Annotated in this window: 23 protein-coding genes; 5 read left to right on the forward strand and 18 right to left on the reverse strand. The window is 65.8% G+C overall.

Translation table 11 applies throughout. The features are described 5' to 3' along the window. Positions 1–53: 53 nt before the first annotated feature. Positions 54–974: a LysR family transcriptional regulator gene (locus B6V74_RS04110; RefSeq protein ID WP_075776361.1), complete on the reverse strand. Its 921-nt coding sequence runs from the start codon at positions 972–974 to the stop codon at positions 54–56. Further along, complete coding sequence (locus B6V74_RS04115; RefSeq protein WP_088722020.1) at positions 974–1,765, reverse strand: nitrilase-related carbon-nitrogen hydrolase; 792 nt, start codon at positions 1,763–1,765, stop codon at positions 974–976. Before B6V74_RS04115 ends, B6V74_RS04110 begins: the two co-directional genes overlap by 1 nt. 245 nt (positions 1,766–2,010) lie before the next feature. On the opposite strand from B6V74_RS04115, the gene B6V74_RS04120 reads away from it, so the two are divergent. Next, positions 2,011–2,940 carry an NADP-dependent oxidoreductase gene (locus tag B6V74_RS04120; protein WP_088722021.1) on the forward strand — a complete coding sequence of 310 codons (930 nt, stop codon included), beginning with the start codon at positions 2,011–2,013 and terminating at the stop codon, positions 2,938–2,940. A 98-nt stretch (positions 2,941–3,038) separates the two neighbouring features. Here the strand turns inward: B6V74_RS04120 and B6V74_RS04125 are convergent, their stop codons facing one another. From B6V74_RS04125 to B6V74_RS04170, 10 genes are all read right to left on the reverse strand, one after another. Then, complete coding sequence (locus B6V74_RS04125) at positions 3,039–4,085, reverse strand: FAD-dependent oxidoreductase (RefSeq protein WP_088722022.1); 1,047 nt, start codon at positions 4,083–4,085, stop codon at positions 3,039–3,041. Between the two features lie 33 nt (positions 4,086–4,118). After that, positions 4,119–4,787: a cupin domain-containing protein gene (locus B6V74_RS04130; protein ID WP_088722023.1), complete on the reverse strand. Its 669-nt coding sequence runs from the start codon at positions 4,785–4,787 to the stop codon at positions 4,119–4,121. A 122-nt stretch (positions 4,788–4,909) separates the two neighbouring features. Beyond that, a complete protein-coding gene (locus B6V74_RS04135; protein ID WP_088722024.1) occupies positions 4,910–5,683 on the reverse strand; it encodes a carbon-nitrogen hydrolase family protein in 774 nt (257 codons plus the stop codon). Positions 5,684–5,711: 28 nt separating this feature from the next. Beyond that, a complete protein-coding gene (locus B6V74_RS04140) occupies positions 5,712–5,912 on the reverse strand; it encodes a hypothetical protein (protein WP_088722025.1) in 201 nt (66 codons plus the stop codon). A gap of 42 nt (positions 5,913–5,954) precedes the next feature. Next, positions 5,955–6,920, reverse strand: coding sequence for an FAD:protein FMN transferase (locus tag B6V74_RS04145; RefSeq protein WP_088722026.1), 966 nt, complete (start codon positions 6,918–6,920; stop codon positions 5,955–5,957). Next, a complete protein-coding gene (locus B6V74_RS04150) occupies positions 6,901–9,108 on the reverse strand; it encodes a PepSY domain-containing protein (RefSeq protein WP_088722027.1) in 2,208 nt (735 codons plus the stop codon). Before B6V74_RS04150 ends, B6V74_RS04145 begins: the two co-directional genes overlap by 20 nt. A gap of 11 nt (positions 9,109–9,119) precedes the next feature. Then, complete coding sequence (locus B6V74_RS04155) at positions 9,120–9,590, reverse strand: DUF2271 domain-containing protein (RefSeq protein WP_075776368.1); 471 nt, start codon at positions 9,588–9,590, stop codon at positions 9,120–9,122. Between the two features lie 39 nt (positions 9,591–9,629). Beyond that, positions 9,630–10,031, reverse strand: a complete 402-nt coding sequence (locus B6V74_RS04160; protein WP_088719196.1) for a PepSY domain-containing protein — start codon at positions 10,029–10,031, stop codon at positions 9,630–9,632. A 175-nt stretch (positions 10,032–10,206) separates the two neighbouring features. Then, positions 10,207–10,884: a cytochrome b/b6 domain-containing protein gene (locus tag B6V74_RS04165; protein ID WP_088722028.1), complete on the reverse strand. Its 678-nt coding sequence runs from the start codon at positions 10,882–10,884 to the stop codon at positions 10,207–10,209. Then, a complete protein-coding gene (locus B6V74_RS04170) occupies positions 10,877–11,194 on the reverse strand; it encodes a PepSY domain-containing protein (RefSeq protein ID WP_088722029.1) in 318 nt (105 codons plus the stop codon). The genes B6V74_RS04165 and B6V74_RS04170 overlap by 8 nt, the downstream gene beginning before the upstream one ends. Positions 11,195–11,338: 144 nt before the next feature. Here B6V74_RS04170 and B6V74_RS04175 point away from each other — a divergent pair, with 144 nt between their 5' ends. The 4 genes from B6V74_RS04175 (at position 11,339) to csgH (ending at position 14,126) form a co-directional block, all read left to right on the forward strand. Next, a complete protein-coding gene (locus tag B6V74_RS04175; RefSeq protein ID WP_088719199.1) occupies positions 11,339–11,998 on the forward strand; it encodes a response regulator transcription factor in 660 nt (219 codons plus the stop codon). Then, the gene (locus tag B6V74_RS04180; RefSeq protein WP_088722030.1) at positions 11,995–13,344 is read left to right on the forward strand and encodes an ATP-binding protein; all 1,350 of its coding nucleotides are present in this window, start codon (positions 11,995–11,997) and stop codon (positions 13,342–13,344) included. The genes B6V74_RS04175 and B6V74_RS04180 overlap by 4 nt, the downstream gene beginning before the upstream one ends. Further along, a complete protein-coding gene (locus B6V74_RS19050; RefSeq protein ID WP_088719201.1) occupies positions 13,341–13,577 on the forward strand; it encodes a LysR family transcriptional regulator in 237 nt (78 codons plus the stop codon). Before B6V74_RS04180 ends, B6V74_RS19050 begins: the two co-directional genes overlap by 4 nt. Positions 13,578–13,760: 183 nt before the next feature. Then, positions 13,761–14,126 carry a curli-like amyloid fiber formation chaperone CsgH gene (gene csgH, locus B6V74_RS04190; RefSeq protein ID WP_088722031.1) on the forward strand — a complete coding sequence of 122 codons (366 nt, stop codon included), beginning with the start codon at positions 13,761–13,763 and terminating at the stop codon, positions 14,124–14,126. A gap of 31 nt (positions 14,127–14,157) precedes the next feature. Here csgH and B6V74_RS04195 read toward each other — a convergent pair whose 3' ends face one another. The 6 genes from B6V74_RS04195 to B6V74_RS04220 all read right to left on the reverse strand — a co-directional run bounded on the left by B6V74_RS04195 (position 14,158) and on the right by B6V74_RS04220 (position 20,603). Further along, on the reverse strand, positions 14,158–14,340 hold the full coding sequence (locus tag B6V74_RS04195; RefSeq protein ID WP_088722032.1) for a hypothetical protein: 183 nt from the start codon (positions 14,338–14,340) through the stop codon (positions 14,158–14,160). Positions 14,341–14,414: 74 nt separating this feature from the next. After that, positions 14,415–16,061 carry a GMC family oxidoreductase gene (locus B6V74_RS04200; protein ID WP_088722033.1) on the reverse strand — a complete coding sequence of 549 codons (1,647 nt, stop codon included), beginning with the start codon at positions 16,059–16,061 and terminating at the stop codon, positions 14,415–14,417. Beyond that, the gene (locus B6V74_RS04205; RefSeq protein WP_088722034.1) at positions 16,058–16,681 is read right to left on the reverse strand and encodes a gluconate 2-dehydrogenase subunit 3 family protein; all 624 of its coding nucleotides are present in this window, start codon (positions 16,679–16,681) and stop codon (positions 16,058–16,060) included. The genes B6V74_RS04200 and B6V74_RS04205 overlap by 4 nt, the downstream gene beginning before the upstream one ends. After that, positions 16,678–17,664, reverse strand: a complete 987-nt coding sequence (locus B6V74_RS04210) for a hypothetical protein (RefSeq protein ID WP_075776379.1) — start codon at positions 17,662–17,664, stop codon at positions 16,678–16,680. Before B6V74_RS04210 ends, B6V74_RS04205 begins: the two co-directional genes overlap by 4 nt. 67 nt (positions 17,665–17,731) lie before the next feature. Next, a complete protein-coding gene (locus tag B6V74_RS04215) occupies positions 17,732–18,832 on the reverse strand; it encodes an enolase C-terminal domain-like protein (protein ID WP_088722035.1) in 1,101 nt (366 codons plus the stop codon). Position 18,833: 1 nt separating this feature from the next. Then, complete coding sequence (locus tag B6V74_RS04220) at positions 18,834–20,603, reverse strand: thiamine pyrophosphate-requiring protein (protein WP_088722036.1); 1,770 nt, start codon at positions 20,601–20,603, stop codon at positions 18,834–18,836. Between the last annotated feature and the right edge of the window lie 129 nt (positions 20,604–20,732).

A 20,732-nucleotide genomic window follows, 5' to 3' on the forward strand; every position in this document is an offset into this window, starting at 1 on the left:
ACTGAAAAATATAGTTGTGTCGAAATTCACTTCGACGAAATTCGAAGCATAGATCAGACGGTGACGCTTTTTTCAGCATCTCCAGCGTAGACCGCTTCAAGCTCCGAGCGCATGGCCTGAGCAAGCGGTGAGGCCTCCGCATCGGGGCGCGTGATCGCCTCGAAGGGACAGCGGTAAAGGAAACGCTGCGGCAGGATGGCCCGCAGGCGGCCCGCCTCGACCCAGCGCCGCGCGGAGTGGTCCGGCATGTAGCCGATGAAGGCGCCCGAGAGGATCATCACCAGTTGCTGCTCGAGCCCCTGCGCCATCGCGGTCGTCTGCGGAAAATCGCGATTGTTCCAGTGATCATCCCGCCAGTAGCTGCGCCCGACCGCGCGCATCGAACTGACGAATTCAGGGGTCAGCGCCGCATCGGGCACTGACCAGAGCGGGTGACCCGGCGCACAATAGAGGAAGTTCTCCTCGTCATAGAGCTTTCGGTAATTGAGCCCGGCTACCTTGTGCGGGAAGGACCCGATCGCGAGATGCAGCGATCCGTCGAGCACCCGGGTCTGAAACTCCTGTGGCGAGCCTTGCGCAAGCTCGAACCGGACCGAACGCGCGCGACGCTCCAACGCGGCGATCGCTTCGGGCAGCCGGAAGTTCGGATCGGTCACGACATGGTCCACGAGCCCGATCCGCAGCGTGCCCGAGAGCGTGCCACGCAGGGCGGCGGTTTCGGTGACGAACTCCTCCGTCGCGGCGATCAGCTTGACCACCGCCGCATGCACGATCTCGCCCTTCTGGGTAAGCCGGAACCCCGCTCGTCCCCGCCGGCAAAGCGTCACGCCAAGCCGTTCTTCCAGCGCCGTGATCTGCGTCGAGATCGTCGACTGGCTGACATTGAGCTCTGCCTGCGCGGCGGCGAAGCCGCGATGGCGGACGACCGCGTCGAAGACGCGCAGAAGACGCAGGTCTGTTCCCGCAAGCTGCATCAGGCCGTCTCGTCGACGTGGCGGAAGTCCTGCGCCTGCGTCGAGACGAGCGCGGGATCGTACTGCCGCTTCAGGGTGGCAAGGAGCATCGCAGGATCGCTCCCGGCGCGGGCGAGCGTCTTGCCGTCGGGGCCCATGATGACCGAAAGGCCGAAATACTCCAGATCGGCCTCGCTGCCGCAGAGATTGGCATAGGCGATGGCCAGCCCGTGATTGGCCGCCATCGCGGGCACGACATGATCGCCCACATGCTCGAACGGGCGCATCGCGGCGGTCGGCGCGAGGATCAATTCGACCCCTTTGTCACGCAGCGCCGCGACATGCGGGGCGAATTCGACATCGTAGCAGATCAGGATCGCAGTGCGCTTGCCCGCCAGGTCGAACAGCGTGTAGCGCGATCCCGGCACGAAGCGCTCGGCCTCTGCGGGGCCGTAAAGCTGGATCTTGCGATGATTGCCCAGCACCTCGCCCGTCGACGAGACGCAGATCGCCGAATTGCGAAGCCCGTCCGCGGCGCGCTCGGGGTATCCGACGCAGATCGCGCAGCAAGCCTCGCGTGCAAGCGGCGCGAGCCGGTCCGCCATATCCTCGACGCTCAGCGCAAGCTCGTTGAGGTCGTCGCGCTCATACCCGGTCAGGAACAGTTCGGGAAAGACGATCACCGCCGCCCCCGCCTGCCCCGCCGCGCGCGAGGCGCGGGCGATCTGACCGAGCGCGGCGTCGCGATCCCCCGCGACCGTCTGTCCCTGCCAGAGCGCCACGCCCAGCCCGTCTTGCGCCTTGTCACTCATCGCTGCCCTGCTCTCGCTTTACGAAATTTTTCTGCGCCAGTTTCACCGCTCCGGAAAACGGCTGCAAGTCCGGAGCTGTGGATGGCGCATCGGCGCGCCGCCAACCGTCGGCGCTTCACATCTTCGGTGTCCATGGACCTTCAGCGCCGCGTTCGAGTTCTACCGTCAGATTGACCTAAAGACCTCTTGAACCGCGACCCACGCGCAAGCCGGTTTCCCATCCCATTCAAACAGGAGATACGCCCATGAAAGCCGCCATCATCCGGGACTACGACACGGCGATCGAAATCGACGACATCGCCCCGCCCCAGCTGAAGGAAGGCTCCGTCCTGATCGCCGTCCACGCGGCCAGCGTGAACCCCATCGACTACATTCTGCAATCGGGCGCGATGAAGGAAAACGTCCCGCTCGAGTTCCCGCATGTCATGGGATACGACGTTTCGGGTGAGATCATCGAGGTCGGCCCGGGTGTCACGGATTTCGAAGTGGGAGACGCGGTGTTCGCGCGCCCCAACCAGGAGGACGCCGGCGCGATCGCGCAGGTCGCTCGCCTCAAGACCGATGAGATCGCGCTCAAGCCCGCGAAGCTGAGCCACGAGGAAGCGGCTTCCGTTCCGCTCGCCGGACTGACCGCGTGGCAGGCGCTGATGTCGAAAGCCAAGCTGAAGCCGGGCGACAAGGTTCTTATCCATGCCGGATCGGGCGGGGTCGGCACCTTGGCGATCCAGATCGCGAAGCATTTCGGGGCCCATGTCGCCACCACCTGTAGCCCGCGCAACGCTGATCTGGTCCGCGAGCTCGGGGCGGATATCGTGATCGACTATCACAGTCAGGCCTTCGACGAAGAGCTTTCGGATTACGACATCGTCTTTGACCTGCTGGGCGGCGAGACGCTGAACCGCTCGTTCAAGGTTCTCAAGAAGGGCGGCAAGCTCGTCTCGATCAAGGGGCAGGACACGGACGATCTGGCCTCCAAACACGGCGTCGAGTTCGAATGGTTCCTGATGGAGCCCGATGGCGCGATGCTGTCCGATCTGGCCAAGCTGCTGGAAGACGGGGCCGTTCGTCCCGTGATCGACCGCGTCTACCCGATGAGCGAGACTCGTGAGGCTTATGAGCGGCTCAAGGACGGGCACGCCGTAGGCAAAATCGTGGTGACCATCGACCAGACCTGAGACCGCTTGCGGAAGGACTGAAAGCGGCTTGCCGGTCGGGGTGCGTATCCCGACCGGCAATGTTGTCTAGGATCGGCTTTTCCGACAGCGGGTTCGGCTCAAATATCCAGTTCGCGCGCCACGCGTTCTGCCGCAGCCAACGCGCCTTCCATGTAGCCGCCCATCTCGGGCGCGGTCTCGGATGAGGAGAGATGCACATGTCCGTCATGGAGGCCCCGAAGGACCGGCGGCAGGCCGTAATCGGGGTGAAACCGGAGCGGCTCGAGATCGGCTTCCGTCGCGGTTTCGGGGGCCATGGCCCAGTCCTCCAGCGCATAGGTCAGCGGGTTGGCGGCTTCGGGACCGAAGATACGCGCCAATTGCGCAAGCGCCATCGCTTCGATCGTCTCTCCCTGCCCGATCCGCGCCCGCGCGGGGACGCCCAGAAATCCAAAGAGCGCAGCCGGAGATCCTTCCGCCCCAGAGGCATCGTGGATTTCCGCCAGCGGCCCGCGCTGGCTCATCGCATCGCCTGAGAGCCCGGCTTCGCGCCAGAACGGACGCTCGTACACCGCGACGAACTTTGCGTGTCCCGCCATCCACGTCGGGGGCGCGCGGAGCGCCTGCATCTGCACGTCGCTCAGCGGCGGCGCAAAAGAGATTTGCGCCGCGACGCGCGGCGGCACGGCAAGCACGACATGCTCGGCCCAGCAGACACGGCCATCCGCAAGCGTGACCGAGGGCCCAGTCCCAAGCGCCACGACCCGCGCACCGGGATGAAGCCGCGCGGACGGAAGCTCAGCGGCCAGCGCGTTCGTCAGCGCGACCATTCCGCCTTCGAGGCGCCACGACCCGGCCATGCTGGCAAACCCCATGTTGCGGTGAACATGGCCGTTCGCATCTTCCAGCGACACCGCGCCGCGCGCGTACTGCTCGAACTTTCGCAGCTTCAGCGCCTCGGTGAGCGCAGCGATACGTGGCTGGCCGGGCCAGAACCACGACGGGCCGAGATCGACCTTCCCGGCGCCGATCTCAAGCGCCTTGATCCGCCCGCCGAAGCGGGGCCGTGCCTCGAACAGCTCGAAAGCAATCCCGCGTGCGTGCAGACGCCGCGCAAGCGCCAAGCCTGCCAGCCCACCGCCGACGATCGCGACCTGCGTCTTCATTGAAATCCCGTCATTTGGAGAAATGGTTTTCCGTCACTGGTCCGGTGCCGCGACAAAGCGCAGATGCCCTGTCTTGATCCAGAACTCCGCGCCGTCCTGCCCCGCCTGAACCTGCAGCGTGTGTCCGATAGGCAGGCGCAACCACGACCCCTTGCGCAGCTCGTCGCCGCTCTCGGTCAGCGTCCCGCCAAGCACGAGCAGTTCCATCCCGCCCGGATCATCGAGCGACAGGCCCGCATTCGGCGCCAGCCGGAAATAGCGAACGATCTCACGTGCATCGCGGTGAAGCTCGGAGCACTCAATACCCTCTTCGGTGTGGACCAAATCGGTCCGCATGTCCTTGTGGAACTGGTCGCGGTCGTCGGGGTCGAATTGCCAGAGCTTCACGAAGATCGTGCAGCCGCCCTCCGAGCCCGGACGATGCCGGGTCTGCGGCGGATTGCGCACGTAAGTTCCCGCTGGATAATCGCCGCTCTCGTCCTGGAAGACCCCTTCCAGCACGAGGTATTCCTCGCCCCCGCCATGCGTATGCGCCGAGAAACTATGCCCCGGGGCGAAGCGCACGATGCTCGTCGCCCTTGCCACCTCGTCGCCGATCCGGTCGAGCATCCGCCGCTCCACGCCAGCCGACGGCGAGCCATGCCAATCGAGCGTGTCGGAATGAACGAGCACGCGCTCCGAAAACTCCGCGTTGATTTCCATATGTCCTCCGAAATATTTGCCCCAACCCGAGGTGGACTGTCGCACCGCCCCTAAGCGGTGCGTAATCGGGAGCTATGCTCGGATGGCCGAATTTCAAATCGCGAAGGCGCGAAGGCCGCCGACTACTCCACGCGACGCAAATCGTCGAACTGAACTGAGATCGCCTCGGCCGGATAATCGGCAGTTTTCGGCAGGTCCGCAATCAACGTCGTCGGCCCTCTTCCGGCCTGCGCCACGGCCTGCCCGTCGGGGCCCGCGATCACCGACTTGCCGCCAAAGTCGATCTCTCGATCAGGTCCCGCGTAATTCGCGTAGACGACCACGGCCGCGTTTTCGTTCGCCCGCGCCCGCACGAGCAGATCGGGAACGTGATCGTAGCCAACCGGATTCGCCGTGGGCACGAGGATCAATTCGGCCTTGGCACGCGCCAGAGCACGCGCATGTTCCGGGAACTCGATGTCATAGCAAATCAGCAGACCGGTCCGGACGCCATTCAGCTCGAATACGGGTGGCGCCTCCGTACCGAAGTCGAAGCTCGCACGCTCCATCTCGCCGAAGAGCTGAATCTTGCGATAATGCCCGACCCTTGCGCCTGTCTTGTCGAGCACGGACGCCGCGTTGAACACCTGATCGCCCAGCCGTTCGGCCCAGCCATAACAGATCGCGCACCCGTGTTTCCGCGCGATGTCGCGCATCGCTGCGCACCACTCTCCGTCGAGCGGTTGCGCCTGCTCGCGGTGTTCTTCGGGGCGGTTGTAGCCGGGCAGTATCAGCTCGGGCAGCACGACAAGATCGGCTCCGAGCGACGCCACACCGCTCACCCATTCCTCGATGATCGCAAATATTCGCCTCTGATCAGAGGAAAGCGGCCGCGGTTGGACAAGCGCGATTTTCATGTTCGTCTCCATTCTCGACAGACAAGGGTTATCGCTTGCGCCGCAGCCCGGCAATCAGAGCGCGACCTGCAAACTGCGCAGCCCTTTCCGCGTCAAGGCGGATCGGATTACTCGCGGCACAGGGATCGCGCGATGCATCAACGATCAGGTCGGGGATATCGTTTTCCTCCATCGTTACGCCCATCCCGATAAGGGGCGAGGACATGTCGGAGCGCGCCTGCAGCGGCATCTCCCGGCGCCGTCGGTCGGATCCGCGGCGAACCGACGTAGCCTATACCGTGGCCGCCACACTCTGGGGAAAGAGTTCGCCTGTGCCACGGCTTTGCACGCTGCCGTCGTCCTCATGCATAAGGAAAAGGGCGTCGAGACCGCGCGCCTTCGCAACCTCCAGCCCCTTGCCCGGACCGAGCACCATCAGCGCGGTGGCCCAGCCATCAGCTTCGGCGCAACTGCGCGCGACCACCGTCACGGAGGCAGGCGATGCCAGCAACGGCGCGCCACGCGAACGATCCATCGTATGCGAGAGCCTGCGCACGCCGAGATCGATCCAGTGACGGTAATCGCCCGACGTTGCGACCGATGCATTCTCGAGCGCGAGGATCGAATGCGGCATGCGGCGAAGCGGATCGGGGCTCTCGACCGCGATCGTCCACGCGCTGCCATCTGGCCTGAGCCCCTCGGCCCGCATTTCGCCGTCGATCCCGACAAGACCAGCCTCGATCCCCTGCGCGGCAAGCGTCTCGGCGAGGCGATCCACGCCGTAACCTTTCGCGATCCCGTTCAGGTCCAGCGCCGCAGGGCTGTGCTTGCGCACCCTGCCATGGTCGATCTCGAGCCATTCATATGCAGGCTGCCGCGGCACGCTCATCGCGGCGCGGATCGCGTCGGGCGACGCTTCGTCGGGCCCGAAGCCCCACGCCGTGACCGCATCGCCGAGCCCGACATCGAACGCGCCCCCAGAGGCTTTGCCGATCTCCAGCCCGAGGTGGAGCACTTCGGCCAAGCGACCGGGCACCTTCACCCATTCGCCGTCCGGAGCCGCATTGAGCCGCATCAGGTCGCTGTCGGGTTTCCACGTGGACATCTGGGTGTCCACCTCCGCAACCGCCGCCTGAAGCGCGGCCCGGATCGGCGAGGGATCGCGCCCGGGCGGTGCGAAAAACAGGGCGGTCCAGCGGGTGCCCATGGTCGGGCCGTGCAGGGCGTGGCGCACGAGATCAGAAGATGTCTTCGACATAGCGTCCCTCCGTTTTCAGTTTGGTCGCACTCAGACCAGAGGCCGCGAGGATATCGTGAAGGGCATCGGCGACCCCCGTCGCCATGTCTCTCCCGCCGCACACCATGATCCGCGCGCCGCTCTGCACGAGCCGAACCAATTCGGGGCCATCGGCGCGCATCGCATCCTGCACATAGCGCGGGCGCTGGCCGCGCGAGACCGAGGTCACGAGCCGCGACAGACGGCCCTCGTCCTTCCAACCCCCGATCTCCTGCGCATAAAGGAAATCGCTTTGCGGATCGCGCATCCCGAAGAACAGGTGGATCGGGCGACGTTGCTCGTTCTCACGCACGAAGCCCACAAGGGGGCCGATCCCCGTGCCCGCGCCGATCAGGATCAGCGGCGTATGCGAGCGGTCCGGTCGGAAGGCGGGATTGCGCCGGATGAATGCGCGAACGCGCTCCCCCGGCTCGAGTGACGTCAGTTGGCTCGAACACAGGCCGCCGGGATGCTTCCTGACCACGATCTCCAGAAACCCGTCGCGACGCGACGACGCGAGCGAATAAAAGCGCGGTGTCGGCGCCCCTTCGGGCAGGATCCCGATCAGGTCTCCCGCGGCGAACCGCGTGAAACCCGTACCTGTCAGCCTCTGCCAGAACGTAGCGCGCGGCAGCGAGAAGCGCAGGATCGACGTCGGCGCCTGCACGTCCGCCCCGTAATCGCGCCGCGACTGGAGCGTGAGTTCGGTCGTGACGGGCGGCGTCGGTTGGTGATGCAGATCGAGCTCGATCCCGAGCACCGCGCCCAGCGCCTGCCCCCAGCGCGCGAAGGCCTGCGGCGACTGACGGTCGATCGTGTCATAGGGCAGAAGAACCGGCCACCTCTTCGCGTCCACGGTGTCGGCAACCGTCTGGGCATAGGCGCAATAGGCAGGGAAACTCCGGTCCCCGAAGCCGAGCACGGCAATCGGGATATCCAGCGCATCGGAATGGGCTTCGAGTTTCGTCAGGAACCCTTTCGCGGAACTGGGCTCCGCCCCGTCGCCATAGGTCGCCGCGAGCACGATGATCCGATCGGCCCGGGCGTAACGCTCGGGGGCGAAGGACGACATCGGCGCGATGTGAACACTCTGGCCCGCTGCGCGAAGCGCGGCGTGCAGGGTCGTCGCAAACCCCCATGTGCTGCCGCTTTCGCTACCGACGAGAAGGATCGTCTCCGCGCCCCCGGCCGGCTGGTTGGCCCGGATACGCGGGCGTCCGCGACGCCCCACGAGCCAGATCGACACGCCGGTCAGACCCATCGCCGGCACGCCGAGCGCCATGAGACCCAGCACCGCACCAAGCAGCGCAGCGCCCTGCCCCGTATGCAGGGTGTAGATGGTTTCCGAGACGCGTTGCCATGCTGTCAGATCCGCCCAGGCGAGCACGGTGCCGGTGCCCTGATCGAGATAGCCGGTGCCGCGATCGGTCTTGAGCGTGAACACATCGGTGGCATCGCCGTCATAGGGGAAACTCAGGCTGCGCAGTTCCGAGACGGGCGTGGTGCCGAGCAAGCCGAGATCGGCAATCGACGCGCCCGTTTGGCCGCTCACCTCGGCGGGCACGCCCAGCGACGGCCCGCCATCCGGGATCAGCGCGAAGGTCGAGGCCGTCATCCACAAAGAGGTGACGGAGGAGAAGATCAGACCTATCACCGCGACGCGGGCGATCTCCACATGGAGCCGCCCGGCGAGCGGCCCGCGCAAACCGGAGAACCAGCTCCGCCAACCGCCGACACGCCGCGCGACGAGCATCGCTCCGGAGACCGAGAGCACAAGCATCGCGACGGCGCCCAGCGCGCTCGCGACACGGCCGGGATCGCCGAGAAAGAGGGAGCGATGCAGGTTGGTCAGCCAACGCTGAAAGCCATTCGGATCAGCCGAGGCGACGCCGCGACCCGTCATGGGATCGATTACGGCGGCACCGGGCTGTCCGGACTCGAACCAATAGGCGGTGATCCGCCCCGACGGTGCACGCCGGATCTGCTCGAGCCCCGGATAGACAGTCTGGATGCGCTCGGCGAGGGGCGCAACGCTTAGCTCTGCGCCGGCCTGCGGCGCCGCGATCCGCTCCGTCACAGGAAAGACCGCGAGCACCGCGCCGCTAAGCGCCAGCACCGTGACAAGCGCCAGGGCAATCAGCCCCGGCCAGCGATGAAACGCGCGGATCATGGCCTTTCACCTCACATGTCGTAGGTGAAATCGGCCACGTAGCGACGGCCCGAGACCGGCTTGCCCGCGCCGTCCGTGGTCAGCGGTACGGCGATCTCGTTGGGGCTGTCGCGCATGTCCTCGACCGCGGCGTCGACGTGGAGCGTGTAGCCCGCGTCGAAGAGCGCATCCGCGAGATCGAGCGTTATCTCGAGCGTCCGGCCCGCGCCGACGCTGGCGCCGGTGATGCCGTTGATCTGCGCCGGGTCGCCCGCGGTCGCGCGATACCAGTCGCGGAGATGCTCGTAATATTTGGACTTGCCACCCGCCATCCAGAGGCTGCCCGCATAGGCGCCCGACGGGTCGGTGACATAGAGCGCGAGATAAGCGCCGTCGCCGCCGTAATTGTTCAGCGTGGTCTTGAGTGTGACGGGCTGCGCCGACGCGAGGGCGGGAACGGTCAGCGCCGTGCTCAGCGCCAAAGTTGCTAGAAGAGACTTCATTACGGGAATCCTTTTTTGGGGGAGGAATGCGATGTCGGCTCAGTTCACCTGAACCTTGGGCGGCGCGCCGTTGCCGAAGAGACCGTTTTTCGGCGGGGCGACCGTGCCCGCGGGGGCCGGGTTGCGCGCCGATGCGCCGTAATCGTCATCGTCGTCGTCTTCTTCGTCATCGTCGTCATGTTCCGACCTGATGAGGCGCAGCGTCGCCGGATCGAGCTTGGTGTCGATTTTGCGCCCGTCGCGGTCGCGGCCCTCGATCTTGTATTGGCCGTCTTCCGTCTCGATTTCCTCGACGGTCCAGCCGTTCTCGCGCGCCATCTGCATCACCGCATCACGGGACATTCCTTCGCCGCGCGAAGACTTTCTGTAGTCGTCGTCGGCCAAGGCCATCCCTGCGGGCAGCAGGGCGATGAGGGGAAGTGCGGTCAGGGTCTTTCGCATGGCAGTGTCTCCTTTTTCATCTGCTACCGACAATCTGCGCAGCGGACCTGAGGGCATCCTGACAGGCGGACGGTTTCCGCTTCAGCTTGGCGTCAGGAAAAAGGCCCCGCCGTGTGAGGGCGGGGCCGAGTGAGGCCGCGGAACGAAACGGCCTTGGCGACGAAATCGGAAGCGGTCAGGCGATATCGCCGGGGCCAGGCGCACGCTTGTCGCCGGTGAGCATCGACCGCGCGAGGTTCTCGCGATGCCGGGAAGACGCGAGAACGACACCGGCGACATGCAACGCCACGAGCAGCAGGACCAGATTGGCGAGAACCTCGTGCAGCTCCTCGAGCGCCTCGTTACCGCCGCCCTCCGCGCCCTCCGCGCCCTCGCCGTATTCGCCCTCCTCGTCGGCCAGCGCCGGGGTCACGATCTGCGGCAGCGCGGGCAGCATCGCAATGCGTGTGGGCTCCGCCATCAGCCAGCCGGTGAAGGCGGCTCCCGACAGCGAGATCAGCAACGCCACGATCATCAACGCCCCCGCAGGGTTGTGACCGAGATAGCGACGCTCCTTGCCGCGCAGCATATCGCCAAGATAGGAGAGCGTCTGCCCCGGCCCTCTGAGGAACTGGGTGAACCGGGCATAGCGCCCGCCCACGACCCCCCAGATCAGTCGGAACGCGACCAGCCCGGCGACAGTGTAGCCTGCAACCTCATGCACCGGCTGCACTTCGTCGGCGGTGAACCAAGCAATCGCGAAGGTGGCGACAACGGCCCAGTGGAATATCCGCACCAGCGGATCCCAGACCCGCACGCGTCCCCCGGCCTCGCCGTTCGGACGCGTTGCGTCGCGAAATGCTGCGTCACTCATGGTTGTCTCCTTCACGATCTTGGCGGGACCGACCGTCTTCGCCGTTTTCATATTCGATCTCGAGAACCTGGAGCGTCGCCGGATGAAGCTTCACTTCGACCCGGCGGCCCTGCACGTCAGTGCCGTCGATCTCGTAGCAGCCGTCGTCGATCTTGATGCGGCGCACTGTCCAGCCGTTCTGCTCGGCGAGCTGGACCACGGCGTCGCGGGGCTGCCAATCCGCCATCGGCGCGAAACAATCGTCATCGGCCAGGGCCGCCCCGGCCGGGAACGTCGCGAGAAAGGCGAGAATTGTCATGGTCTTCTTCATGGGCCAAACTCCTGTTCACGGCCAATTCCGCACCTTTCATGGGCAATCAATCTGACGGGAACCTGAAGCCGCATCCCGCGCAGCGTCAGCTTGGTGTCAGCCGGGCGGGTGAAGAGGGGTCAACGGACAAGAGATGGAACGAAGATGCGCATCCTGCTGATCGAGGACGACACTATTCTGGGCAACGCGGTGCGCGACCAGATCGCAAGCGACGGTCACTCCGTGGACTGGGTCACGCGACTCGACGAAGCGGGCGCGTCGGTCCGCAGCACCGGCTACGATCTCGTCCTGCTGGACCTCATGCTTCCCGACGGTCGGGGCATCGGCTTTCTGAAGGCGCTGCGCGGCCGGGGCGATGTGACGCCGGTTATCATCATGACCGCGCTCGATCAGGTCTCGGACCGGATCGAGGGGCTTAACGCGGGCGCCGACGACTATCTCGTGAAGCCCTTCGATCTCGCGGAGCTCTCGGCGCGCATCGGGTCGGTGGCGCGGCGCTACAGCGGCAATCCGAACCCCATCGTGAGCCATGCCGGGCTCGAGATCGACCTCGCCGCGCGCAGCATCAGGCGCGACGGCAAGCCCGTGCAGCTGACCGCGCGCGAATGGGCCCTGTTCGAAGCGTTCCTCTCGCGACCCGGCCAGTTGCTGTCGAAAGCCCAGCTAGAAGAGAAGCTCTACGCCTTCGATGCGGAAGTGGAGAGCAACACGATCGAGGTCCATGTCAGCCGCCTGCGCAAGAAACTCGGCGCCCATGTGATCGAGACAGAACGCGGCCTCGGCTACAGGCTGGGCAAGGCATGAGGCTGCCCCGAAGCCTTCAGGCCCGTCTGGGACTTTCGCTCGGGGTCGTGCTGGCGTTGATGTGGATCGCCGCAGCGACAGTCACCGCGCTGATCGTGCGCAAGGAGATGAGCGAGGTCTTCGATTCCACGCTTCAGGAAACGGCGCAGCGGATTCTGCCCCTCGCGGTCATGGATATCGTGAACCGTGACAGCACGAATGTGACACAGCGCCTTGCGCAGCTTCGCAATCACGAGGAATTCTTCACCTATATCGTGCGGGACGCGGAGGGGCATATCCTGCTCCAATCCCACGCCGCCGATCCTTCCGTGTTCCCTGCGTATGAGGGACGGGGCTTCAGCCAGACGGCCACCCACCGGCTGTACAGCGATGCCGCGCTTCAGGACACGGCACGGATCACCGTCGCGGAGCCGCTCGCGCATCGCGCGCAGGTCGCCCGCGAGATCGAGCTCGGCCTCGGCCTGCCTTTGCTGATCGTGATCCCGCTCGCTTTCGCGGCTGTCGTTCTCGCGGTGCGGACCAATCTGGGGCCCTTGCGGCGGTTCCGGACCAGCCTCGAGGCGCGCAACGCCCGCGACCTTACGCCCATTCCGACTGACGACCTGCAGGCCGAGATCGCCCCGGTCGCAGCCACGCTCAACAATCTTCTGGGGCGGTTGCGCGAGGGGATCGAGGCCGAGCGAAGCTTCGCCTCCAATGCGGCCCATGAACTGCGCACACCGCTTGCCGGTGCCATCGCGCAGACCCAACGGCTGAGCGCGGAAACCACCGATCCAGCCGCCAAGGCACGCGCCGCCGATATCGAAGCGACGCTCAAACGTCTAACGCGGCTCTCGGAACGTCTGCTGCAGCTCGCCCGGGCGGAAGGCGGGCCGTTGCGGCTGGAGCGCAGTTCGGACCTGCGCATGACCGCCCGCCTGATTGTCGAAGACCTCGCGCGCAGCCTCGATCCCGGGCGTATTGCGCTGGAGTTACCGGAGACGCCCGTGCTCTCGGATCTCGATCCCGACGCCTTCGGCATCCTGTGCCGGAACCTCATCGAGAACGCCCTGAAGCACGGTACGCAGGACGACCCCGTCACGGTACGGCTGACCAAGGAGGGCGTGTTCACAGTGACGAATGGCGGGCCCGTCATCCCCAAGGAGACGCTGGCGCGCCTGACTGCGCGGTTCGAGCGAGCGGGCAGCACGAATGACGGCAGCGGGTTGGGCCTCGCCATCGTCTCAGTGATCGCGGAGCGCATCGAAAGCCCCCTCACTCTGACCTCGCCGCCGAGCGGTCGCGACGCGGGTCTCGAGGTCAGGGTGCAGCTCCCTCTGAATGGGACGGAGGTTAAGCCGTCGTGACGGTCACACGCCGCAGGGATGGGCAAACGACCGCCGCATGGCATCGTCGTTTAGCGAAGGCGCAAGAAACGCTGAAAGACATCAACCTCAACGCGATGAAACACTTCGTGGCCGTCGCCCGGCTGGGCGGCATCTTGAAGGTAGCCGAGGAACTGGGCGCGTCGCCCTCTCCCGTCAGCGAGCGCGATCATTCGAATGGCCGAGCGGGGACGGAAATAAACCGTCCGGGGTAAAGCCAGCTCCGATCAGACGTGATATTCTCGATATGTCAGGGTCTTGCATCATCTGAAAAAGGCACCAGCGACGTGATCGCCAGAGACGTGCGGTCCCAGCTGCTGTTCTTAGCCGGCACCACGTTCGTTTTTACTCTGGAGACCTCAACCGGCCGGCGCGCCCCGTGATCACAGGAGCTCATCATGAAACTGAAGGCCTATCTCCTCGCCTTTCTACTTGTCGCACCGTTTCAGGCTCTGGCCGACGGGGCCGGGCGCGCATGGATTTCACTCTCGAAAGACAAAGGACTTGTCACGATTGAGACCTTCTCCCGGCTGGAGCCCGGCCATTCGGGTAAATATATCCTCGAGGTGATGAAAAGCGGCCCGAACGGGCGATCCGTCAACCGGCAAGCCGGCTCTGTTCCTGTATCCGATGGAGACGCGACCGGCCCGCTTTCCACAGCGAAGATCTCGTTGGAAGCGAATGCGGACCTCACCGTTCACCTGCGCGTCACCGATGACGAAGGGCGGGTGTTCGAAGATACGGCGGTGAAATCCGGCGAGTGACCCTGCAGCGGATCAGCCGCCGAACACGCACCTATTCGGAGCGTTCTCCGGGAGGTTTCTTGAGCCGGACGTAAGCCGCATAGCCTTCTCGCAAGGGGGTGTATTCCGTTACGTTCTCCACGAGGCCGTCCTCGAAGCGGTCATCGACCTCCGGCAACCGGTCGACGTTCTTGTCGGCCCTCAGACCGTCCGCATATTCGACCTTGATCTTCATGGCGTCCTCTCAAATCGGGTAATCTCTATGAACTCGCAGCGCCCCGCCTGCGTGCGGGGCGCCACCCTTCGTCTTCAATGGAAGCGCGCATCGATGATCCGGTCGGCGATCCGCGCGGCATTGGCGAGGATCGTCATCGCCGGGTTCACGCCGCCGCCGGTGGGCATCAGCGAGCCGTCACAGATCCACAGATTGTCGACATCCCAGCTGCGGCCCATGTCGTTGGTGACCGAGGTCTCGGGATCGTCGCCCATCGGGCAACCGCCCATCAGATGCGCCGTGCTCTGGGTTTCGAACAGGTTGTGACCGCCCGCGGCGCGCATCATCCGGGACATGAACCCCCGCGCATGTTCCTGCAGCCGCTTGTCATTGTCGCAGAAGGAATGGGTCACCTTGGCCCGGGGAAGGCCAAGCGCATCGGTCTCGTCGGCCAGCGTCACGCGGTTGTCCGGTGACGGCATCGACTCTCCCACCATCTTCAGCCCCGCCATCCGGTTGTAGCGGCCCATCTTGCTCAGCAGATCGTCGCCGAACAGCCCCGACGAGGAGACGAGCGTGCCCGCAAAATCGCCGGGCAGCGGGCCTTGGCTCATGAAGGAATAGCCACCGTCGAAATCCTTGCTCGGGTCGTCATCGGCATAGTTCCAGTGCTCGCAGGTCGCCATCGAGGGCGGGCCCTTGTACCAGCGGATCTCCTCGTCGAACTCGCCCCAGACAGCGTCGTTCGCATGCACCATGAGGTTGCGCCCGACCATGCCGTTGGAATTGCCCAAGCCCTGCGGATGATGCGCGTTGGCCGAGTTCAGCAACAGCCGTGGCGTCTCGATGGAGTAGCCGGCCACCACCACATTCGCGGCCTTCTGGAAATGCCATTCCCCGTCGCGATGGTAGGAGACGCCACTGGCGCGCCCGTCCGGGCCCGTTTCGATGCGGCCAACCATGGCGAGGTCGCGCACCTCCGCCCCCGCCTTGATCGCGCGGGGGACATAGGTAATCAGCATGCTCTGCTTGGCATTCACCGAACAGCCGATCTTGCACATGCCGCGATAGGCGCAGGGCGGAGACTTCCCGCGTGGCGCGGAGACGGTGCAGAGCGGCGTCGGCGCCCAATCGACGCCAAGCGCCTCTGCCCCGCGCGCCAGAACCAGACCGGCCTCGTTCACCTCATGCTCGCGATAGGGGTAGCGCCCGCGATCGGGCCCCCACGGGTAGCGGATCGGCCCCGAAATCTTCAGCGCGTCCTCCACCTCGTCGTAGTAGCGCCACATCTCGCGCCAATCGACGGGCCAGTCGCGGCCGTAACCAAGTTTCGAGCGGGACTTGAACCATTCCGGACGGAAGCGGAGCGACACCATCTGGAAATGCACCGAGGAGCCACCCACCGCGCGGCCGGAGTTGTTCGCCCCGAGTTCGATCGGATCGTCGCCGTCGGAGATACGCGGATCGAGCCAATAGAGCTTGTCCTGCTCGCGCTCATCGGATGCGAAGTCACGCTTTGGCTGGAAGAAGGGACCGGCATCGAACAGCACCACCGACATTCCGGCTTCGGCGAGCTTGGCTGCGAGAACCGAACCGCCGCAGCCCGCACCGACGATTACGAAATCGACCGGCGCGTTCTTAGGGTATTCGCGCATCGGCACCTGCCCTTCGCGCTTGAATACGTCCGGGGCGTGGCCATCCACCGCGCGGGGGCGATCGCTGCGAGACGCGTCTTGGGTCATGCCTGGTCCTCCCATTTTCCGAAGGGCGCCTCCCACGGGTCGATCTGGCCGGCCTTGAGGCGCACATAGCCGCGTGGCGCGGCGGGGCCGCCATAGCCGATCTCGCTCATCCCGGCGGGGGCGCTGTAATAGATTTCCACGATCTGCTTGAGCAGAAGCGCGCGGAAGAATTTCTGCGGTGGCATGTCCTGCCATGTCTCGGGCGCGCGACATTCGCCGCGATCGATGGCGCGCAGCAGGCGCTCCTGCTCGGGCCGGTCGAGCTCGCGAAATCCGAGCCCGTCGAACGTCGCGCGTGCCTCGGCGTCGATCGCCTTCAGGCCGCGGGGCCATGCCTCGCGCTCGGGCGGCATCGTGGCGAACCGGGTGCCGGTGCCGCGATCCTCGTGCAGCGCCGCGTCGATGAAGGGCGCGATGGGCACGGGCTCGGGGCGGCGCTGCGGGATCACGACCGCGCAGAGCGCCTCCAGAAGCGCGAACTGGTCCGGGTCGAGGAAGCGGCGCGGCGGCGGATCACGTCGCGCGCGCAGAACCGCGCGGGTCTGATCGTCGAAGGACGGGCTGTCCCATTTATCGAGCACGTCATAGCCCGGATACGGGGTACGAAACGGTTCGCTCATATCGCTGCCCTTTCCTTTGTCTGGTGCGGCTGATCCTGTTCCACCGCGAGCAGATCGAGTGCGGCACGCCCGGTCTTGCCGAGCCCCGCGAAGCTGATTGGCGCGGGCATCGGCGGGCCCGCCAGCGTCGTCTGTCGCCAGTTGCGCCAGCCCGCCGAGTTGCGTGCGACGCCGTAGGCATGAAAGCCTGTGCCGACATAGCCAAGCCCCTCGACCGCGCGCAGCAGCAGGGTAAGCGGGCGCCGGAAGCGCCTATGCGGATAGATCGCCTGCGCCATCAGCCCGGCGGCGGCGAGCGGCGGCAGCGTGACCGGCAGATACATCGCCTTGTCATGGAACGCGCCGCGGAAATGCAGCAGCGCAACTTCGCCCGACTCCGCCACCAGCGCGAGCGCGGTGAGGCAGGCCAGTTCGCGCCCGTGCAGATGCTCGTAGCCGCGAGTCTGGGCCATCCGGTGGGTGACCATGCCGAACAGACCGCTCATGATCAGCGCCCCCGGTGCACCGAGCGGCGCGGCGTAGAACAGGTTGTTCCACGAAATCCCGCCGGGCCGGCGACTGATGTTGCGCAGGTGGAACCCCATCCCGGCCATCCCGATCCCGACGGAGGTGAGATGCGTCGCCTCGAGCGCCCGGCCGCGCTTGCTGCGCCGCGGCTCCGCCAGGGCGGCTGCCATCGCGGTCGCTCCAGTCAGCGGGGCGACATACATCTCGTCGCGGCGGAAATCGCCGCGCAGATGTTCCAGCGCGCTGTCGAAAAGGACGCTTGCGCCCATGATCGCGGCCCCGTCCCGACCGAGCCGCAGCGCCTCGCGCTTGTTGCGCGACCGCTTCACCGGGTTGCCGGAACGCGGGCGGCGCGCGGCCAGCCCGGCGGCGACGAAACCGAGGCCCACGCCTGCGACGATGGCGCCCAGCCCGATGCCGCCGACGGGCCGACGGGTGCGGCGTCGGAATGCTTCGTATATCCTGTCATGGGTCATTGCGAATTCCCTTTGCTACTGCCGAAACCTTTCGTCCCGGCGTCAGACGATGCGCCGGGAACTGCGCTCAGGCCTGTCGGAACCGCTCGGCTTCACGCGGACGCAGCCGCAGCCCCAGCCCCGGTTCGCCATTGTCGCGAAGCTGGCCCTTCTCCGGCTCGGGCGCGCCGTCGAACAGCATCCCCTCGATCCGGACATGGTCGTGAAACCATTCGAGATGGATCGCGGGCAGCGCGGCGAGGCAGGCGTGCAGATGCAGCGCGGGAGCGCAATGGGCAGAGAGCGGCACCTGATGCGCGGCGCTCAGCGCGGCCACGCCCATGAAGCCGGTGATACCCGCGCAGCGCGTGGCATCCGCCTGCAGCACATCCACCGCGCCCGCTTCGAGCATGTGGCGGAAATAGCCGATATTGAAACCGTACTCCCCCGCCGTGACATTCATCCCCGCCGGGGCCCGGTCGCGGCACAGGCGCAGCCCTTCGAGATCGTCCGAGGAGACCGGCTCCTCGTGCCATTCGACGCCGAATTCGCGGGCACGCTCGGCCAACGCCAGCGCCTCCTTGCGGTTCTGGGCACCATTCGCATCCATGAATAGCCGACAGTCTGAACCGATGGCGTTGCGCGCCTGTTTCAGCCGGTGCGGATCGCGATCGGGGTCGCGCCCGACCTTGATCTTCACCATAGAGAAGCCTTCGGCGGCCCAACCCTCGAGTTGGTCGCGCAGCTGCCGGTCGTCATAGGAGGTGAAGCCGCCCGAGCCATAGGCCGGAATCGCGTCGCGCGCGCGGCCGAGAAGGGCGGCGACGGGCTGGCCCAGCAGCTTCCCTTTTAGGTCCCAAAGCGCCGTGTCCACCGCCGCTATCGCCATCGCGACGGGACCATCGCGCCCGATGTTGCGCGTGGCATGCACCATCGCCAGCCAGAGCTTCGCGATGTCGAGCGCATTGCGCCCTTCCACTTTTGGAAAGAGAGTATCGCGCACGATCCCCGCCGTCGCGGGGGTCGTGTAACTGTAGCCAAGGCCGGTCTCGCCCCCAGCGGAGATGGAGACGAGAACCATCGAGGTCTCGCTCCATTCCAGCGTCCCGTCGGATTCCGGCGCATCGGTCGGGATCGTCAGGACGGAGACGTCGACCGCCTCGATCAGCGGATCGGAGCCGAGGGTCATCTCAGCGGTCCGTGACGCGCTTGAACGCCTGCTTCACGATGCCACCGGCCTCGGAGTCTCCATGGACGAGCGCGCTCATGAAGGATTTCGCCTGCTCCATCGTGATATGGGGCGGCAGCGTCGGCACGTCGGGATCGACGGTGGCGTGGATCACGGTCGGGCGATCCGCGGCGAAGGCGGCTTCCCACGCCGGACCGATCTCCTCGGTGCGGTCGATCCGCAGCCCCTTGAGGCCCAACAGCTCCGCATAGGCGGCCATGTCGATATCGGGCACGTCCTGCGTCTTGTCGACACGCGGGCTGTCGGCCATCGCGCGCAGCTCCCAGGTCACTTGGTTGAGGTCCTGGTTGGCCAGCACACAGATCACCAGCCGCGGGTCTGCCCAGTCGCGCCAGTATTTCGAGACGGTGATCAGGTCGGTGATGCCCAGCATCTGCATCGCGCCGTCACCCACGAAGGCCACAGCCGCGCGGTCCGGATAGCAGAACTTCGCCGCCACAGCGTAGGGCACGCCCGGGCACATCGTCGCCAGCGTCCCCGAAAGCGAGGCCTTCATGCCGCGGCGGATCTTGATCGCACGCGCCAGCCAGTTGGCCGAGCTGCCGGAGTCCGCCGACAGGATCGCGTTGTCGGGCAGCCGCGACGACGCCTCCCAGAACAGCCGTTCGGGATTGACGGGATCGGCGCTCTCCTTGGCGCGCTTTTCGACACCTTCCCACCATTCGGCGGTCTTCTTCTCGATCTTCTCCCGCCACGACCGGTCGGTCTTGGGCTTGAGGCGCGGCAACAGGGCCTCCACCGTGTCGGCTGCATCGCCGACGAGGTTCACGTCCATCGGGTAGCGCATGGACACCATCGTCGGGTCGAGGTCGATCTGCACCGCCTTGGCCTGCCCTTCCTCGGGCAAGAATTCCGAGTAGGGGAAGCGCGAGCCGATCATCAGAAGCGTGTCGCATTCGCGCATCATCCAGTCGGAGGCCTGCGTGCCCAGAAGCCCGATCGAGCCGGTCACGAAGGGCAGATCGTCCGGCAGCGCGGCCTTGCCCAGAAGCGCCTTGGCGACGCCTGCGCCAAGGGTTTCGGCAAGCTGGGTGATCTGCGTCTCTGCGCCGATCGCACCCGCGCCGACGAGGATGCCAACCTTCTCGCCCGCGTTCAGGATATCCGCCGCGGCGGCGAGGTCCTTGTCTGCCGGCAGCAGGCGCGGCGCCTGATAGCCGACGCCGCTGTGGACGGTGCCATGGGCGTGGGGCGGCGCTTCGACCGCCTGAGCCTCCTGCACGTCATTGGGGGCGATCACGCAGGTCACGCTGCGCCGCGCCTGCGCGATCCGGAGCGCCCTGTCGATCAGGTGGCGCGCCTGTCCCGGTGCCATCATCGTGTGGACATATTCGCTCGCCACATCCTTGAAGAGCGATTGCAGGTCGACCTCCTGCTGGTAATTGCCGCCAAGCGCGTTGCGCCCCTGCTGGCCGACGATCGCAAGCACCGGCTGGTGGTCCAGCTTGGCGTCGTAGAGACCGTTGAGCAGGTGGATCGCGCCGGGGCCGGAGGTCGCGAGACAACAGCCCACCTCGCCGGTCCATTTCGCATGCGCCGCCGCCATGAACGCGGCGCTTTCCTCGTGGCGTGCCTGAACGAATTCGATCTCGTCATCGCGTCCAAGCGCTGCGACGAGCCCGCTGATCCCGTCTCCCGGGAAGCCATAGATACGGGTAATGCCCCACTGCTTGAGGCGAGAAAGAATGAAATCGGCAACGGTGTCGGACATGTCTGCCTCCACTGTCAGATGTGATGAATGGATTAGGGAAACGGATGCGTCTTGCCGATGTTCCCACAAGAGCCTGTGAGGAGAGGGCCGCGGCGCCCCATGAAGAAACACAGGAACATAGCAGCGCGC

Origin of the sequence: Thioclava sp. F42-5 (genome assembly GCF_002213195.1) — a bacterium.
Taxonomy (GTDB): Bacteria; Pseudomonadota; Alphaproteobacteria; order Rhodobacterales; family Rhodobacteraceae; genus Thioclava; species Thioclava nitratireducens.

What these genes read in the sequence shown, in the direction of transcription:
- B6V74_RS04110 (WP_075776361.1), bottom strand. Translation starts at nt 974, where the DNA reads ATGCAGCTTGCGGGAACAGACCTGCGTCTTCTGCGCGTCTTCGACGCG.
- B6V74_RS04115 (WP_088722020.1), bottom strand. Translation starts at nt 1,765, where the DNA reads ATGAGTGACAAGGCGCAAGACGGGCTGGGCGTGGCGCTCTGGCAGGGA.
- B6V74_RS04120 (WP_088722021.1), top strand. Translation starts at nt 2,011, where the DNA reads ATGAAAGCCGCCATCATCCGGGACTACGACACGGCGATCGAAATCGAC.
- B6V74_RS04125 (WP_088722022.1), bottom strand. Translation starts at nt 4,085, where the DNA reads ATGAAGACGCAGGTCGCGATCGTCGGCGGTGGGCTGGCAGGCTTGGCG.
- B6V74_RS04130 (WP_088722023.1), bottom strand. Translation starts at nt 4,787, where the DNA reads ATGGAAATCAACGCGGAGTTTTCGGAGCGCGTGCTCGTTCATTCCGAC.
- B6V74_RS04135 (WP_088722024.1), bottom strand. Translation starts at nt 5,683, where the DNA reads ATGAAAATCGCGCTTGTCCAACCGCGGCCGCTTTCCTCTGATCAGAGG.
- B6V74_RS04140 (WP_088722025.1), bottom strand. Translation starts at nt 5,912, where the DNA reads ATGCCGCTGCAGGCGCGCTCCGACATGTCCTCGCCCCTTATCGGGATG.
- B6V74_RS04145 (WP_088722026.1), bottom strand. Translation starts at nt 6,920, where the DNA reads ATGTCGAAGACATCTTCTGATCTCGTGCGCCACGCCCTGCACGGCCCG.
- B6V74_RS04150 (WP_088722027.1), bottom strand. Translation starts at nt 9,108, where the DNA reads ATGATCCGCGCGTTTCATCGCTGGCCGGGGCTGATTGCCCTGGCGCTT.
- B6V74_RS04155 (WP_075776368.1), bottom strand. Translation starts at nt 9,590, where the DNA reads ATGAAGTCTCTTCTAGCAACTTTGGCGCTGAGCACGGCGCTGACCGTT.
- B6V74_RS04160 (WP_088719196.1), bottom strand. Translation starts at nt 10,031, where the DNA reads ATGCGAAAGACCCTGACCGCACTTCCCCTCATCGCCCTGCTGCCCGCA.
- B6V74_RS04165 (WP_088722028.1), bottom strand. Translation starts at nt 10,884, where the DNA reads ATGAGTGACGCAGCATTTCGCGACGCAACGCGTCCGAACGGCGAGGCC.
- B6V74_RS04170 (WP_088722029.1), bottom strand. Translation starts at nt 11,194, where the DNA reads ATGAAGAAGACCATGACAATTCTCGCCTTTCTCGCGACGTTCCCGGCC.
- B6V74_RS04175 (WP_088719199.1), top strand. Translation starts at nt 11,339, where the DNA reads ATGCGCATCCTGCTGATCGAGGACGACACTATTCTGGGCAACGCGGTG.
- B6V74_RS04180 (WP_088722030.1), top strand. Translation starts at nt 11,995, where the DNA reads ATGAGGCTGCCCCGAAGCCTTCAGGCCCGTCTGGGACTTTCGCTCGGG.
- csgH (WP_088722031.1), top strand. Translation starts at nt 13,761, where the DNA reads ATGAAACTGAAGGCCTATCTCCTCGCCTTTCTACTTGTCGCACCGTTT.
- B6V74_RS04195 (WP_088722032.1), bottom strand. Translation starts at nt 14,340, where the DNA reads ATGAAGATCAAGGTCGAATATGCGGACGGTCTGAGGGCCGACAAGAAC.
- B6V74_RS04200 (WP_088722033.1), bottom strand. Translation starts at nt 16,061, where the DNA reads ATGACCCAAGACGCGTCTCGCAGCGATCGCCCCCGCGCGGTGGATGGC.
- B6V74_RS04205 (WP_088722034.1), bottom strand. Translation starts at nt 16,681, where the DNA reads ATGAGCGAACCGTTTCGTACCCCGTATCCGGGCTATGACGTGCTCGAT.
- B6V74_RS04210 (WP_075776379.1), bottom strand. Translation starts at nt 17,664, where the DNA reads ATGACCCATGACAGGATATACGAAGCATTCCGACGCCGCACCCGTCGG.
- B6V74_RS04215 (WP_088722035.1), bottom strand. Translation starts at nt 18,832, where the DNA reads ATGACCCTCGGCTCCGATCCGCTGATCGAGGCGGTCGACGTCTCCGTC.
- B6V74_RS04220 (WP_088722036.1), bottom strand. Translation starts at nt 20,603, where the DNA reads ATGTCCGACACCGTTGCCGATTTCATTCTTTCTCGCCTCAAGCAGTGG.